14 protein-coding genes are annotated in these 15,041 nt (G+C 49.5%); 8 read left to right on the top strand and 6 right to left on the bottom strand.

Annotation, left to right across the window (positions count from 1 at the left end):
- Positions 1–509: 509 nt before the first annotated feature.
- The gene (locus AC3QL0_RS13595; protein ID WP_493008957.1) at positions 510–761 is read left to right on the top strand and encodes a DUF2061 domain-containing protein; all 252 of its coding nucleotides are present in this window, start codon (positions 510–512) and stop codon (positions 759–761) included.
- A 54-nt stretch (positions 762–815) separates the two neighbouring features.
- Here AC3QL0_RS13595 and AC3QL0_RS13590 read toward each other — a convergent pair whose 3' ends face one another.
- Positions 816–1,703 (bottom strand): LysR family transcriptional regulator, encoded by an 888-nt coding sequence (locus AC3QL0_RS13590; protein WP_493008956.1) that lies wholly within the window; start codon positions 1,701–1,703, stop codon positions 816–818.
- A gap of 121 nt (positions 1,704–1,824) precedes the next feature.
- On the opposite strand from AC3QL0_RS13590, the gene AC3QL0_RS13585 reads away from it, so the two are divergent.
- From AC3QL0_RS13585 to AC3QL0_RS13565, 5 genes are read left to right on the top strand one after another with little or no spacing between them, the layout of a single operon-like run.
- On the top strand, positions 1,825–2,808 hold the full coding sequence (locus tag AC3QL0_RS13585) for an ABC transporter substrate-binding protein (protein WP_493008955.1): 984 nt from the start codon (positions 1,825–1,827) through the stop codon (positions 2,806–2,808).
- A 12-nt stretch (positions 2,809–2,820) separates the two neighbouring features.
- Positions 2,821–3,885 carry an ABC transporter ATP-binding protein gene (locus AC3QL0_RS13580; protein WP_493008954.1) on the top strand — a complete coding sequence of 355 codons (1,065 nt, stop codon included), beginning with the start codon at positions 2,821–2,823 and terminating at the stop codon, positions 3,883–3,885.
- Positions 3,882–5,540 carry an ABC transporter permease gene (locus AC3QL0_RS13575; RefSeq protein ID WP_493008953.1) on the top strand — a complete coding sequence of 553 codons (1,659 nt, stop codon included), beginning with the start codon at positions 3,882–3,884 and terminating at the stop codon, positions 5,538–5,540. Before AC3QL0_RS13580 ends, AC3QL0_RS13575 begins: the two co-directional genes overlap by 4 nt.
- 7 nt (positions 5,541–5,547) lie before the next feature.
- The gene (locus tag AC3QL0_RS13570; protein WP_493008952.1) at positions 5,548–6,774 is read left to right on the top strand and encodes a pyridoxal phosphate-dependent aminotransferase; all 1,227 of its coding nucleotides are present in this window, start codon (positions 5,548–5,550) and stop codon (positions 6,772–6,774) included.
- Positions 6,775–6,784: 10 nt separating this feature from the next.
- Entirely contained in the window at positions 6,785–7,663 is an 879-nt protein-coding gene (locus tag AC3QL0_RS13565) for a phosphonopyruvate hydrolase (RefSeq protein WP_493010998.1), read from the top strand.
- A 63-nt stretch (positions 7,664–7,726) separates the two neighbouring features.
- On the opposite strand, the gene yfaE is transcribed toward AC3QL0_RS13565, so the two are convergent.
- From yfaE to AC3QL0_RS13540, 5 genes are all read right to left on the bottom strand, one after another.
- On the bottom strand, positions 7,727–8,041 hold the full coding sequence (gene yfaE / locus AC3QL0_RS13560) for a class I ribonucleotide reductase maintenance protein YfaE (RefSeq protein WP_430220810.1): 315 nt from the start codon (positions 8,039–8,041) through the stop codon (positions 7,727–7,729).
- Positions 8,038–9,192, bottom strand: coding sequence for a class Ia ribonucleoside-diphosphate reductase subunit beta (nrdB, locus tag AC3QL0_RS13555; RefSeq protein ID WP_493008951.1), 1,155 nt, complete (start codon positions 9,190–9,192; stop codon positions 8,038–8,040). Before nrdB ends, yfaE begins: the two co-directional genes overlap by 4 nt.
- Before the next feature lie 18 nt (positions 9,193–9,210).
- Positions 9,211–11,472, bottom strand: a complete 2,262-nt coding sequence (nrdA, locus tag AC3QL0_RS13550; protein WP_430223714.1) for a class 1a ribonucleoside-diphosphate reductase subunit alpha — start codon at positions 11,470–11,472, stop codon at positions 9,211–9,213.
- 596 nt (positions 11,473–12,068) lie between these two features.
- A complete protein-coding gene (locus AC3QL0_RS13545; RefSeq protein WP_493008950.1) occupies positions 12,069–13,127 on the bottom strand; it encodes an ATP-binding protein in 1,059 nt (352 codons plus the stop codon).
- Positions 13,124–13,858: a response regulator gene (locus AC3QL0_RS13540; RefSeq protein ID WP_493008949.1), complete on the bottom strand. Its 735-nt coding sequence runs from the start codon at positions 13,856–13,858 to the stop codon at positions 13,124–13,126. Before AC3QL0_RS13540 ends, AC3QL0_RS13545 begins: the two co-directional genes overlap by 4 nt.
- 259 nt (positions 13,859–14,117) lie before the next feature.
- Between AC3QL0_RS13540 and AC3QL0_RS13535 the strand changes: the two genes are divergently transcribed.
- Positions 14,118–14,426: a glycine zipper 2TM domain-containing protein gene (locus tag AC3QL0_RS13535; RefSeq protein ID WP_493008948.1), complete on the top strand. Its 309-nt coding sequence runs from the start codon at positions 14,118–14,120 to the stop codon at positions 14,424–14,426.
- A gap of 48 nt (positions 14,427–14,474) precedes the next feature.
- Positions 14,475–14,963: a GNAT family N-acetyltransferase gene (locus tag AC3QL0_RS13530; RefSeq protein ID WP_493008947.1), complete on the top strand. Its 489-nt coding sequence runs from the start codon at positions 14,475–14,477 to the stop codon at positions 14,961–14,963.
- Positions 14,964–15,041: the final 78 nt, after the last annotated feature.

The following is a 15,041-nucleotide window of genomic DNA, read 5'->3' as shown; positions in this document are numbered from 1 at the left end:
TCAGATTTTTTGAATTACAGATTCACAATTGTTGATGATTTCAGTCTGTAAGTCACAGTGTGATGATCTAAGCCTAGCGATTTTCTAGGGAAGATGGGCTTGTAGGTTAGAGTTTGGCGTGTAAGGCGAGCGCGGTGTAGAGGGCGAAAAAATAATGGCCTATACGTAATCCATGCCTATAAATTAATAGGTAATAATTAATTTTCTAATTTATTATGGATATAGAGATTGTTTTATTATTGATTTAGAAAATAAGAGATATTGGTTATTTTTTATTTACACCCTTTGGATATTGCCGCTGTGGTATAGCTTCAGCTGTTTATTGTTTTAAGTTTGAAATATTTAATGCAATGTTAAGTGGTTGATTTAGCAGCGCATACCGTATGTCGCCCGAAAAGTGTCTGTTAGGAACTACGCTCATAGCCTGTGCCTATAGGCGTAGTAAAAATAATTTACTGCAAATAAGATTTATTCTCATTAAAATAGAATCATTGTCTTAGGAGCAGAACATGCAACTCATCGCCTTTAAAACCAGCCAAATATGTCTTCACATGAGTGTGGCCTTTGCCGTGGCCTATGCGTTCACGGGGTCGCTAGCGGTGGGTGGGGTGGCGGCTGTGGTTGAGCCGATTTGCAATGTGACATTAATGCCGCTGCACGATAAGTTGTGGGAGCGTATGCGCCAGCGCCGTCAAAGTGCTAAACAGCCGTCAGAGGTTGTAGCCTCTACACCGCTTGAGGCAGTAGCCACTGCCGCGTAATTTTTACTGCACGAGATATTTCTGCCCTCACCTAAACAAGGTAGGGGGGCTTTTTTATGTATTGGTAGCGCTGCGCTCTTTGAGGCTAGCTTTGAGCCATCTACAAAAATGCCGTGCAGTGTCTAGATGCTGAGTTTGATGATTGATGTAGGCGGAATAGCAGGCACCAGTCGGATGTATGTCTACAGGGGCGATAAGTAGGCTGTTATTTTCCAAGGCTTCCAACACCAGCACTTTAGGCACTACTAATAGCCCCAATCCAGCAATGGCTGCAGAAATAGCAAAGAACAAATGATCATAGGTGGCGCATATCTGTAGCTGATCAGGGCTGACACCATAGGTGAGAGACCAATGGGTGAGCACATCGGGGCGAGATCTGGATGTCACTAAAGGCCATTGCGCCGGTGGCAAATTCTGCACCATCGTAATTTGCTCTTGTTTACCTACGCACACCAACTCTTCTTGCAGCAGTTCCCAATGCTCACAACCCTCTAAATGAAGGTCTCGACTAATCAGCACGTCATAGCTGTCTTGCATGGTGGGTGCTGAGAGCGAGGTGATTAAGTCTATCTGTACACCAGTTTGCTGGGTGTACGAACCTAGCATAGGCACGATGACGGTCATAGCCAAACTGGGGGTGGATGTACGCACTTGCAGGCGGTTGTGATGCTGGCTTTTTTGCGCCAGTTGTTGGGCCGTAAGCTCGATGGTCATCATGGCATCTTTGATATTGTCATGTAATTGTTGCCCGATGATGGAAGGGCTTATACGAGGGCCTTGCCGTAAAAATAAAGGGGCTTTGAACACTTGTTCCAAGTGAGCAATGTGTCTGCTCACGGCACTTTGTGTAATACCCAAAGCATGGGCTGCTTTGGTGAAGCTGCCGTATTGGTTAACAACTACAAAAACGCGCAATGCCGTGAGCGGTAGATCCTTCATCATGACTAAAACTCATCCTTGATAGCGCTGTGCGCATAGTGAAGGTGGGATGTAACTTCCTAGTCATATAGCCTATATAGCATGTATGAAAATCTCGTTTCAATTGCGAAAAAGGTAGTTTTTCATGCAAAAAATCACACGCAAGCTATCAGTTTTACTCATGGTTATGGCAGGGGCTTTTGGCTCTGCACACGCTGGAGAAGTTGTGTTGTACTCCTCTAATAACGTAGAAGTAGTGAACCGCGTTATTGATGAGTTCACCAAAAAACACTCCGATATTTCAGTTTCAGTCGTGCGTGCAGGTAGCGGCGCGTTGATGCAACGCATTAAGGCAGAGGCACAAAATCCGTTGGGCGACATTTTCTGGTCGGGCGGGTTTTCTACCTTGTCGCAATACGCACCGTATTTCGAGTCTTACCAAACAGCCGAAGCTGGGCAGATTCCTGCCGCATTTCATGGCCCTGAGCAGTTATGGCTAGGCACCAATACGCATGTCAGCGTATTGATGGTGAATGACAAACAGCTCAATGGTTTGAAAGCACCCACGAGCTGGGAAGATTTAGCGCAACCCGAGTGGAAAAACAAAATTGTGATTCCAGACCCCGAGCGCAGCAGTTCTTCGTATGTGGCGTTGTACGGTTTGAAAGCGCTGATGGGTGAAGATATCTACAAAAAGGTAGTACAGAATGCGGTGTTTGTAGGTACTACAGCGGGTGCATATGAAGGAGTGGCGTTGGGTGAGTTCCCTGTGGGGGTCACGATGGAATACGCCGCCTATCAATATGTAGATGGAGGCATGGACGAGATAAAGTTGATGTATCCCACTGAAGGTACGTTCCTGTCCCCCGAGGGAATGGCGCTGATTAAGGACGGTAAAAATAGTGATGACGCCAAGAGGTTCTACGACTACTTAGCGTCTAAAGATGCACAAACACTGGTGCTAGAAACTGCGTTTCGTCGTCCATTACGCGACGATATTTCGGTGAATGCAGTGGTGGGTTTACCTGATCTGGGCAGTATCAAACAGTTTGAGTTGAGCGATCAGAAGATGGGCGAAGAGCGAGAGGCTTTTCTGGCGGAGTGGCGTGCATTGGTTGCTGCGCGTTAACTTGAGGACAGTATGGACTTAGTGTTTTCTTCCATCTCGCAGTCCTATGGTCAGCAGCAGCTTTTCAACGAACTGCAGTTGACCATTCCCAGCGGCTCCTTTTTCACCCTCTTGGGGCCGTCTGGGTGCGGTAAAACCACCTTGTTGCGGATGCTGGCCGGTTTTGTGCGTCCAGATGCAGGGCAAATTTATTTTGGTGACCAAGACGTTACCCGTATTCCTGCGCATAAACGTAATGTAGGGATGGTGTTTCAGGACTATGCCCTGTTCCCCGATAGATCAGTGTTGGATAACGTGAGCTATGGCTTATGGGCGCGTGGCTATTCCAAGTCTGATGCGAAATCAGCTTCACTGAAAATGTTGGCTCGCGTGGGTTTGGCGACCTTGGCAGATCGTATGCCGTCCGAGCTGTCTGGTGGCCAACGTCAGCGGGTCGCGATGGCGCGTGCTCTAGTGATCAAACCCAGCATCTTACTGCTGGATGAACCGTTGTCTGCGCTGGATGTGAAGCTGCGTGTAGAACTTCGCGACATGGTACGTGAGCTACAAAAAGAGGCTGGGTTAACCACGGTATTTGTTACCCATGACCAAGAAGAAGCCTTATCTATTTCGGATCATATTGCCGTGATGCGCAGTGGTGAAGTCGTACAGGTGGGCACGCCACACGCTATTTATGCACAACCAGAAACGCGTTTTACGGCAGACTTTGTAGGTGGTGCAAACATCATTCCGTTGCAGCAAGAGTTGATTAAAAACGTTTCTGAAATCAGGCGTTTTAGTAGCAGCGCAGGTGTGTTGCACTCACAGCATTCTAGGCCGTGGGAGCCAGGTTTATGTTTGGCAGTGCGACCAGAAAAACTGCGCTTTGTAGAGCCTGCAGACAAGCAAGAGGCGGTTATTGCAGGGCAGATACAGACGGTAGAGTTTTTGGGTGCGTTGACCCGCTACAAAGTACGCACAGCATGTGGTGAGGTGTGGCTGAATGCGTGGAGTCATACCTATGGCGAGCGCAAGAAAGTACATGACCAGGTGTGGTTAGCTATACCCGCCGATGCGGTTTTGGTAAGGGGCTCATGATGGTATCTGCATTGCTAGGCCCGTTACGTCGCGATCCTGTTTGGTTAGCGTGGGCCTTATTGAGCCTAGTGGTGTTGGGCTATTTTTTGTTGTGGCCCATCCTAGGCGTGATGATGGACGCATGGCGAGATGACGCTGGTCAGTTGTCGTTCAATGGGTTTCAACGGTTTTGGTCTGAAGCTTCTTACCGTGATGCCTTGGTCAATACGTTGATTCTAGGCGTGGCTGTGACCTGCTCTAGCGTGTTGCTAGGTGGTGGGTTGGCGGTAGTGTTGGCGCGTTTGTCTTTCCCGGTTGCTGCGTTAATTGGTGCGTTGCCGTTGTTGACGTTAGTTGTACCGGATGTGGTGGTGGCCGCGTCATGGATAGTGGTGTTGGGTAAACAGGGCCTAGTCAACAATTGGTTAAGCGCATGGGATGTGCAACTGCCTTCCTTGTTCTCGTGGTGGGGGCTGATTTTCGTGATGACGCTCACCAACTATGTGTATGCATTTGTGCCTATTTTGGCCGGCTTAAAAAGCATGGACAGGTCTTTGGAAGAGGCCGCTAGCAGTTTGGGTAGACCTCCTTTGCAAGTGCTGTTGACGGTCACGCAACCGTTGATGCTGCCCGCCATAGGCGCAGGTGCCTTAATCGTTTTTATGCATGTGATTGGTGACTTTGGCGTACCAGCTTTATTGGGGGCACATACCCCGGTATTAGCCGTCAAAACCTACAACGAGTTTGTGAGTGAAATGGGCGGTAGCCCGCAAATGCAAAGCACCTTAGCGACAGTGTTAATTGTGTTGGGCCTGCTGGTGCTAATGGTGCAAAAGGGCGTTGTAGAACGCCGCCAGTATCAAATGGAGTCTGGCCGTACTCCATTGACCATCCGCATCTCAGGGCTGCCGTCTGCATTGGCTGTGATCTTTGTGTGTGGCGTGGTGCTGGTATCCATCGTACCCGTTGTGGTGGTGTGTATTACGGCGTTCACCAAGTCTATGGGGCCAGTTTTACGGTATGGCTCGTGGACATGGCAGCACATGGAACACGCGTTGATGCGCGCGCCTGAACCTTTGTACAACTCTTTATTTCTAGCCACTATTGCCACTGTTGGCGGTGTGGTGTTCTCGGTGTTGACGGCGTACCTGATTACCAAGAGACGCTCGTGGTTAACGCATTGTTTGGATGCCGTTGTCATGTTGCCATTGACCATTGCCGGCACGGTGCTGGGTATAGCGTTGATTAATGCCTTTAACAGCGGTTGGTTAGTGCTAACCGGTACATGGATGATTATGGGCTTGGCGTATTTCTTACGCCGTGTGCCTACCAGTGTGCGTGCAGCGATGGGGCCCATGTTTAACCTGAAATCCTCTATTGAAGAGGCCTCTATCAGCTTGGGCGTATCACCGTTTCGTAGTTTTGTGAAAGTGGTGCTGCCCTTAGTGATGCCAGCCGTTTGGGCGGCGGCAGTGCTGATGTGGATCACTACGCTTTCTGAGTTGTCGGCAACAGTAGTGCTGTACTTCGGTGGCATGAACACCATGCCCATTGAGATTTTTCAATTGGTGGATAGTGGGCGATTGGCACAAGCCAGCGCATACAGCGTTATTTTGCTGCTCACTATTTTTATCCCCTTATTGTTTGCTCGTTTTGTTTGTAGATTAAAAATATAGGACTCCCATGGACCACAGTTCCAGTTATCAGGACAACGGGTTTTTTGCCCAACGGGTGTTATCAGCCAAACCGTCCGCAACCAAAGAAATGACCCGCTTAGCCAATCAATTGCGCCGCGAAGGTCGTGATGTGATTACCTTAAGCCAAGGTGAGCCAGACTTTGCTCCACCGCAGCATGTGTTGGATGCGGCCAAGCAAGCCATTGATGAAAACAAGTCCTACTACACGGAAGTCGCCGGATTACTGGCGCTGCGTGAGGCGGTGAGTCGTCAGTTCGAACGTGATTATGGGCTGGTGTATAGCCCAGACCAGATTCAAGTAGGGTGCGGGGCCAAGCAAACCTTGTACAACGCGTTGCAAGCGACTGTGCAAGCAGGTGATGAAGTTGTGATTCCTGTACCCGCATGGGTGTCGTATTCGGAGATGGTGGTGTTGGCGGGCGGTAAACCTATACTGGTGCGCTGTGGTGCTGATACGGGCTTTAAGCTCACCCCAGAACAGCTGGAAGAGGCCATCACACCCAGAACGAAATGGTTGATGCTGAACTCACCGTCTAACCCCAGTGGCGCGGTGTACTCCAAGCAAGAGCTGAACGCACTGGCAGAGGTGCTACGTCGCCATCCGCAGGTGTGGATTATGGCGGATGATATTTATGAAAAAATCCGCTACGAAAACGTTGCCTTTTCTACCCCTGCTGCTATTGCACCAGACTTGGCAGCACGTACGCTGACCATTAACGGTGTATCCAAAGCCTTTGCGATGACTGGCTGGCGCGTAGGGTATGCCGCTGGCCCGCTTGAACTCATCAAAGCCATGAATTTGGTGCAGTCACAGGCGACCTCGCACACCTGCACCATCAGCCAGTACGCCGCCATTGCTGCGTTGGATGGCCCTATGGATTTCTTAGGAAAATTTGTCAGCCACTATCAACGCAGACGAGACAACCTATTGGACTCTATAGCGCAAACACCGGGTTTGTCGTGCTTGAAACCTGATGGTGCTTTCTATGCGTTGATTGATTGCCAAGCCTTATTGGGGCAGCGTAATGCCATCGGTCAGTTGATCGCTACCGATCAAGATTTCGCCTTGTACTTGTTGCGTGAAGCAGGCGTGGCGGGTGTGCCGGGTTCGGCCTTTGGTTTGCCAGGGTACTTACGTTTGTCCTATGCCGCTTCAGACACTGATTTGGAAGCAGCACTAAGCCGTATTAAAACAGCCTGCGAGTCATTCTAGGAGACCAATGATGACTACTACTAAACACCAACGTCTACGTTCTGCACTAGCATCAGGCCGTTTCCAAACAGCAATGGCGGCGCACAATCCCTTGGCGGCTGTATTGGCAGAAGAGGCGGGTTTTGATGCCATCTGGGGCAGCGGTTTCGAGCTTTCTGCCAGCTTTGCTGTACCAGATGCCAACATCTTATCTATGGGGCAGCATTTGGATATGATGCGCGCTATCGCACAACGCACATCCATCCCACTGATTGCTGACATTGATACTGGTTTTGGTAATGCCATCAACGTCAGCTATATCATTCCGCAATACGAAGCAGCAGGTGCATCGGCGATTGTTATGGAAGATAAAAGCTTCCCCAAAGACACGAGCTTACGCAGTGATGGCCGCCAAGAATTAGTACGCATAGAGGAGTTCCAAGGAAAGATTGCAGCAGCGTGTGCGGCGCGACGCGACCCTAACTTTGTGGTGGTAGGTCGAGTAGAAGCGCTGATTGCCGGCTTGGGTCAAGAAGAAGCCTTGCGTCGAGCAGAGGCGTATGCCGAAGCGGGTGCAGATGCCATCTTGATTCATTCTAAGCAGAAAACGCCGGACGAGATCGTGGAGTTCATTGAGGGTTGGTCAGGCACAGTGCCATTGGTGCTGGTGCCTACTGCTTATCCACAGTTAACGGAGCAGGCCATTCGTGATCTGAAGAAAGTTGGGATTGTGATTTACGGCAATCATGCCATTCGTGCGGCGGTGCAAGCCATGCGCTCGGTATTTGCCCAAATCCGTGCTGATGGTGGCATACAAAACGTGAATGCTACTCTGCCTACCGTGAAAGACATTCTGGACTTACAAGGCGACGCCGTCATGCGTAAGCTGGAAAGTGAGTTTTTGCGATAAGTAGGTTGCACTGTTTAGTAGCAGCACAAGAAAAAGCCCTACACAAACTGTGAGGGCTTTTTCTTATTCTTCTGGCAGTTCCAACTGCTTACCGGGCATATCAAACTGCAATTGCTCGGGTACGCGGGTGATTCTGCACTCTATGGTAATCGCTTTGGTTACGCGGCAGCAGCAGGGCAGAATTTCCGAGGGGCCTATGAAAGCCAACGGTGGATCGGGGTAATCCACTTCGCCGTCTATTAACGGAACTCTGCACATGCCACAGTAGCCGCTGCGGCATTGGAATTCGACCTCATGGCCTGTGCGTTCCAATGCCTCCAGCAAGCTTTCCCCGTCTAGGACACGGATGACTGTACTGCTGGTGGTGACGGTGGTCACAGTTCGATATTGCTCAAGTCATCTACCGATACTTCGGCGTTGATCTGACCCACCAAGTACGAGCTAAGCTCTACTTCTTGTGGTGCAACTTGTACCGTATCCGAAGACAACCAGGTGTTGATCCAAGGGATTGGGTTGTTTTTGATACGCTCAAACGCTGGTTTCAAGCCTACCGCTTCCATACGGATGTTGGTGATGTACTCAACGTACTGGCTCAAAATGTCTTTGTTCAGGCCGATCATGGAACCGTCACGGAACAGATATTCAGCCCATTGCTTTTCTTGGTTCGCAGCGTCTTTGAACATATCAAAACATTCTTGTTCGCAATCTTGAGCAACTTTGGCAAATTCTGGGTCATCTTGGCCGGAGCGCATGATGTTCAGAATGTGCTGAGTACCAGTCAGGTGTAGGGCTTCGTCGCGTGCGATCAAGCGAATGATTTTGGCGTTACCTTCCATGAGTTTGCGCTCGGCAAACGCGAAGGAACACGCAAAACTCACGTAGAAACGGATGGCCTCAAGAATGTTCACATTCATGATGCACAGATACATGCGTTTTTTCAGCGAGTAGAGGTTAATGTCGTGCTCTACACCGTTGATGATGTGTTTGCCTGTACCCAGTTGCGAGTAGAACATGGCATCACGAATCAGGTCATCGTAGTAGGACGAGATATCAGCTGCGCGCAGCTTGATGTTTTCGTTACGTACGATGTCATCGAAAACGACGGAAGGGTCGTTCACAATGTTGCGAATGATGTGTGTGTAGGAGCGTGAGTGAATGGTTTCAGAAAACGCCCACGTTTCAATCCATGTTTCCAGCTCAGGCAACGATACCAGCGGCAAGAACGCCATGTTGGGGCTACGCCCTTGAATGGAGTCCAGCAGCGTTTGGTATTTCAGGTTGCTGATGAAAATGTGTTTTTCGTGATCTGGCAGTTTTTGGTAGTCGATACGGTCTTGCGTGATATCGACTTCTTCAGGACGCCAGAAGAACGAGAGTTGTTTCTCAATCAGTTTTTCAAAAATTGGGTACTTTTGCTGGTCGTAACGAGCAACGTTAACCGGCTGCCCAAAGAACATAGGTTCTTTGAGCTGGTCGTTGTCGTTACGCGAAAAAGTACTATAAGTACTTGGTTGAGTACTGTCATTCATCTTTGGAGTACCTCAGTATCAAATCTTGCACGCGCCACTTGCGCAGTCGTCTTCGGCTGCAACGCCTTGAGCATCATCTGCTCCATCGCGGGTATTGTGGTAGTACAGCGTTTTCACGCCCAGCTTGTAAGCGTGCAGCAAGTCTTTGAGCAGCTGTTGCATCGGAACTCGACCGTCAGCGAAACGTTGAGGATCGTAGTTGGTGTTTGCAGAAATGGACTGATCTACAAACTTCTGCATGATGCCTACCAAACGCAGGTAGCCATCGTTATTAGGCATTTGCCACAGCAATTCGTACTGGTTTTTGAGCCTGTCTAGCTCAGGAACAACCTGACGCAAGATACCGTCTTTGGATTGCTTCACAGACACCACGCCACGTGGAGGCTCAATACCGTTTGTGGCATTGGCGATCTGGCTGGACGTTTCCGAAGGCATCAAGGCTGTCAGTGTGGAGTTGCGCAGACCGTGTTTCAGAATCTCAGCACGCAGTGCTTCCCAGTCGTATTGCAGAGCTTCGGCACTGACGCCATCCAAGTCTTTTTTGTAGGTATCAATAGGCAACAAACCAGCTGCGTAGTTGGTTTCGTTGAACGCTTCACACGGACCAAACTCTTGAGCCAATTGCATAGACGCTTTAAGCAGGTAGTACTGAATAGCTTCAAACGTACGGTGTGTCAGGCCCAATGCGCTGTTATCGGAGTAGCGTGTGTTGTTCTTCGCTAAGTAGTAAGCGTAGTTGATCACGCCTACGCCCAATGAACGGCGTTTTTCGGTAGAGATTTGTGCGGCTTTAACAGGGTAGTCTTGGTAATCCAGCAGCGCATCCAAAGCGCGTACGATCAGGTCGGCCAAGCCTTCCAGTTCGTCCAAGGATTCCAATGCGCCCAAGTTGAAAGCAGACAGCGTGCACAGTGCAATTTCGCCATTTGGATCGTTGATGTCTTCCAGTGGTTTGGTAGGCAACAAGATTTCCATGCACAGGTTGGACTGACGTACCGGTGCTTTTTTGGAATCAAATGGGCTGTGTGTATTGCAGTGGTCAACGTTCTGAATGTAGATACGGCCGGTGCTGGCACGTTCTTGCATCATCAACGAGAACAGTTCCACAGCAGGCATGCTGCGTTTACGAATGGAGCTGTCTTGTTCGTATTGGGTGTACAAGCGCTCGAATTCGTTTTGGTCTGCGAAGAAGGCTTCGTACAGATCAGGCACGTCGTGCGGTGAGAACAGAGTGATGTTCTGGTTTTTGATCAGGCGTTGATACAGCGTACGGTTGATCTGCACGCCGTAATCCAAGTGACGGATACGGTTTTCTTCAATACCACGGTTGTTTTTCAGAACCAGCAGTGATTCAACTTCCAAGTGCCACAGTGGGTAGAACAGCGTTGCTGCACCACCGCGTACGCCACCTTGCGAGCACGATTTAACGGCCGCTTGGAACATTTTGAAGAAAGGCAAACAACCAGTGTGTTGCGCTTCGCCGCCACGGATTTCGCTACCCAGCGCGCGGATGCGGCCACCATTAATACCAATACCAGCACGTTGCGATACGTATTTCACGATAGCGCTAGTGGTTGCGTTGATGCTGTCTAGGCTGTCATCGCACTCGATCAATACGCAAGAGCTGAACTGGCGCATAGGTGTACGTACGCCAGACATAATAGGCGTAGGCAGCGAGATTTTGAACAGCGAAATAGCTTCGTAGAAGCGACGGATGTAGTCCAGACGGCGCTCGGCAGGGTACTTGGCAAACAAGCACATCGCTACCAGCACGTACAACATCTGTGGGCTTTCGTAGATCTGTTTGGTGACTCGGTTTTGTACCAAGTATTTACCTTCCAGCTGTTTGACGGCAGCGTAGGAGAAATCCATGTCGCGCCAGTGATCAATGAAGTCATTGATCTGATCAAACTCTTCACGGCTGTAATCAGCCAATAGGTGAGGATCGTATTTGCCGATTTCAGTCAGATGCTTCACGTGATCGTACAGGTGAGGCGGCTCAAACTGGCCATAGGCAATTTTACGTAGGTGGAAAATAGCTAAACGAGCGGCCAAATATTGGTAGTCGGGCGTCTCTTCAGAGATCAAATCTGCCGCTGACTTAATAATGGTTTCGTGAATATCGTTAGTGCGGATGCCATCGTAAAACTGAATGTGCGATTGCAGCTCTACTTGGGAAACGGATACGTTGTTCAGGTCTTTGGCGGCCCAGTCAATAACGCGATGAATTTTGTCTAGGTCGATGGGTTCAACCCGTCCATCGCGCTTAGTGACCATCATTTGTGTGGTTTGGTTCATTTGGCTACCTGGAAAATGTGTTTGGACTGTGTGATGCACAAAAGAAAGAAATGTCGCCTCGATCAGAGGAGGCGGGTGTACCTAAAGAACGTTGGAAGCAATAGGCCAGCGCGTTAGCACATCTTTTGTGTGGAAAGCTTGGTCACTAGATATACATCTATATATAGTGTTTACGGATGAGAGTATACACCATATGTAGTGGATTTGTATGCGGCAACTCTGTGGCCATTTCACCTAATACTTTCCCTTCCATGTAGCAGTTGAACACGTTAAGGAAGGCGAATAAAGGAGTTTTCGGTCGCGGCTTTGCCCCTATTGTGTAAGCTAAAGTGACAGTTTTTTTAGCTGATAACACCCAATAAGCATGCCGCTTTTTGGAGGGTGTTTTAGGGGGCTTCTGTTACAACCAAATACGATTGTGACCAGTTCGGGCATGGAGTTTTAGCACGCAGGACACTTGTTCCTGTGCTGTCATGAGCGATTTGCTGGTCGTTGCACTCGTTGCCTGAGTGCGAAAGAGCACGATGATACGCCAGTAACCTAGGGTAATCCACTAGTTTTTGGCATGTGAAATGTTGCTAAAGCGGCCACTCTATACGCAGCAAGGTGCCGTGGTTGAGCGAGGCTTGGCAGGATGCTTTGCCACCATGCGCTTCTGCAATAGCTTTGACTACCGCCAGCCCTAATCCTGTGCCACCACTATGGCGTGCGCGGGAAGGTTCCACACGATGAAATGCATCAAAAATGTGCAAGGCTTGATCGGGTTCTATACCTGGACCGCTGTCTGCCACGCTGATGCAGCATTGGTAGTCAGTCGCGTAGGCACTGACCACTACCTCGCCAGGTAGGGCGTGTTTTTGTACGTTCTCAAGTAAGGCTATTAATGCCTGACGAATGCGCACAGGGTCGCACCGTACGTCGCTGGTATTCTCATAATGGGTTTGTACGCTAAAGCCCCTGGCTTCAAGCGTGGGTTTGAACATTTGTACTACTGACTCTATATCGTCACTTAAACTGACAGGAAAGAGGTCTAGCTCTAAACGGCCGCTTTCTTTCAGACTCAGGATACGCAAGTCTTCAATCAACCTGTTTAGCCCCTCAACTTGGTGTAGCAGCCCTTGAAACAAGGTTGCATCAGGTGTGAATACTCCGTCGGTCAGGCCCTGCAAGCGTCCCCGCAGAATCGTAACAGGGGTACGTAATTCGTGCGCAATGGCAGCATTCCAAAATGAGCGCTGTGTTTCCATGGACTCTAAGCGCTCGGCCATGGAGTTAAAGTCATCCACCAATTGCGAGGTTTCATTGGGGGAGTTCTTGCTGGAAATGGCACGTACATGCAGATTGCCCTCGGCTACTTGGCGCAGGCTTTGTATGACCGACTCCAGCGGGGACAAAATACGTCGTGACAGCTTGATGGCAATAAGCGTCGCGCTGGTTAGAGTGATGATGAAGATCGCTCCTAACCAAGCCAAGTCTACGCTGGTAAACATGGTGTCTTCGTCTATGCTGTCTGGCGAAAAGATCGCCAGTATGCTGTAGAACACATAAGAGCCTACAAAGCACAGTAAGAGTACGCAAAATACCAGTAGACTCAGCGAGAGGATGGCAAGGCGACGCAGGCCAAAGCGCTGGCTCATGAGCGATTTCCAAATCTATAGCCTATGCCACGTACACTGGCTGGCACGCCTTCTATACCTAATTGTTCGATTTTCTTGCGCAGCTTGCTGATGTGGCTGTCTACGGTGCGCTCTAATGAATCTCCCTCAGGCAAGCAGGCTTCTAACAATTCACTGCGAGAAAAAGCGCGATTGGGTGTGCGCATCATGCATTCCAATAGCTTGAATTCAGTCAGGGTGATATCTAGGGTGATGGCTTGCCCATCTTTAAACACACAGGCTTCGTGGCTTTCCTGATCAATTTGGAAGTCGCCCACACGTATGACTTGTCGGGTGTCTACCGTTTGCACACGCGTACGGCGCAGTACCGCTTGCACCCGTGCAACGACTTCAGCGGGATTAAAGGGTTTGACGATGTAGTCATCAGCACCGATGCGCAACCCCATTAACTTATCCACATCCTGATCCAACGCGGTCAGCATGATGGTAGGCGTATCGTTTTTATGACGTATTTCATTCAGTACTTGCCAGCCATCCATGCCGGGTAACTGTATATCTAGCAAAATGAGGTCAGGCTTTAGGCTTTGATGTAGCGTCAGTGCGCTATGGCTATCAGGGGCGTGGGCAGTACGTAAGCCACAGCGTTCGAGGTAGGCCTCTAAAATGATAGCGATTTCGTGTTCGTCTTCAACAATCAAAATTAACGCTTGCGATACATTTTTAGACGTAGAACGAGTGGGCTGTGTGAGCACAGAAATTCCTTCTTATATCGAATGCCTAGCATTCTATCTCTATCACCGTTGAGAGAAGTATCCTATTGGTATCAGAGGGTAGTAATGGCTACGGGCTATAGGGGTAGTGTGCTGCTGTTGAGCACTGTGTTTTTCTTTTTAATTTACACGTTTGGATTCGATTTGTTTCAAATGGCAATAGTGAGTTTGGGGCTTCATGCTACGGTTGCCACCTGTGTAGTAGTTGGTACAGCAGGTGCGTAGACGGAGCAGAAGTAGTATGAGAATGTGTACACGGTTGATGATGGTTGGTGGTTTGGCGCTGGCGTTGGCGACACCGGCATTGGCAGTCTCTAATAAAACCGCCAATACGGTGATCGGGGCTGGGCTAGGAGCTGCCGTAGGTGCTGTGCTGTCCGATGGTGATGCAGGCGTTACATTGGGTGCAGCCGCTGCGGGCGGCCTGCTTGGTAATGTAGTAACGTCTGAGTCACATCGAGATCGTCGTGCGGGGCGTCATGGGCATAGACACGACAACGGTTGGCATAAACACAACCACAACAAGCATAAAAGACGTCATCATCGCTAGTAAGGCTGCGTTTAGGCAGCATGTTTTGTTGTTGATGAAGAGTGTTTTATGAGGATTCAAATCATAGAATCTGCTAACTGGGCTGATATTTTGCGCATTCAAGCTCAGTCGTATGCAGCAGATATCCTTGAGGATGAAGCGGTACTACGCAGCAAATGGGCATCTGCACCGCAGCACAACGTGGTGTGCGTAGATGATCACAATACGATATTGGGCTATTTGCTGAATCATCCTTGGCATACCGAAGAGCCTCCAGGTTTGCACGAAAACCTGCAAGCGGGCTTACCGATCAAAAGTTGGCATTTACATGATTTAGCGATTTCTCCTTTAGCCCGAGGCAAAGGAGTGGCGAATCTATTGGTGCAGCATGTGATGGACAACGTGCAGCGAATGAATGTTGCATCAGTGAGTTTGATTGCTGTGCAAGGCTCTACGCCTTTCTGGTCTCGCTACGGTTTTGAAGCGCAGGAGGCATCTGCTGCCACGTGTGAAAGCTATGGTGGCGAAGCGGTGTGGATGAAGCGCCGCTTTTTGTAATGTGATCAATTTTTGATCAGTGTATAGCTAGCCAACGCCGTTGTTAGCGTTGGCGCTATTACCCCCGCCTTGTCCTCA

It is taken from the genome of Paenalcaligenes sp. GW821-LYS-B07-1, assembly GCF_058803365.1.
This window is presented reverse-complemented; position numbering and strand designations above follow the sequence as displayed.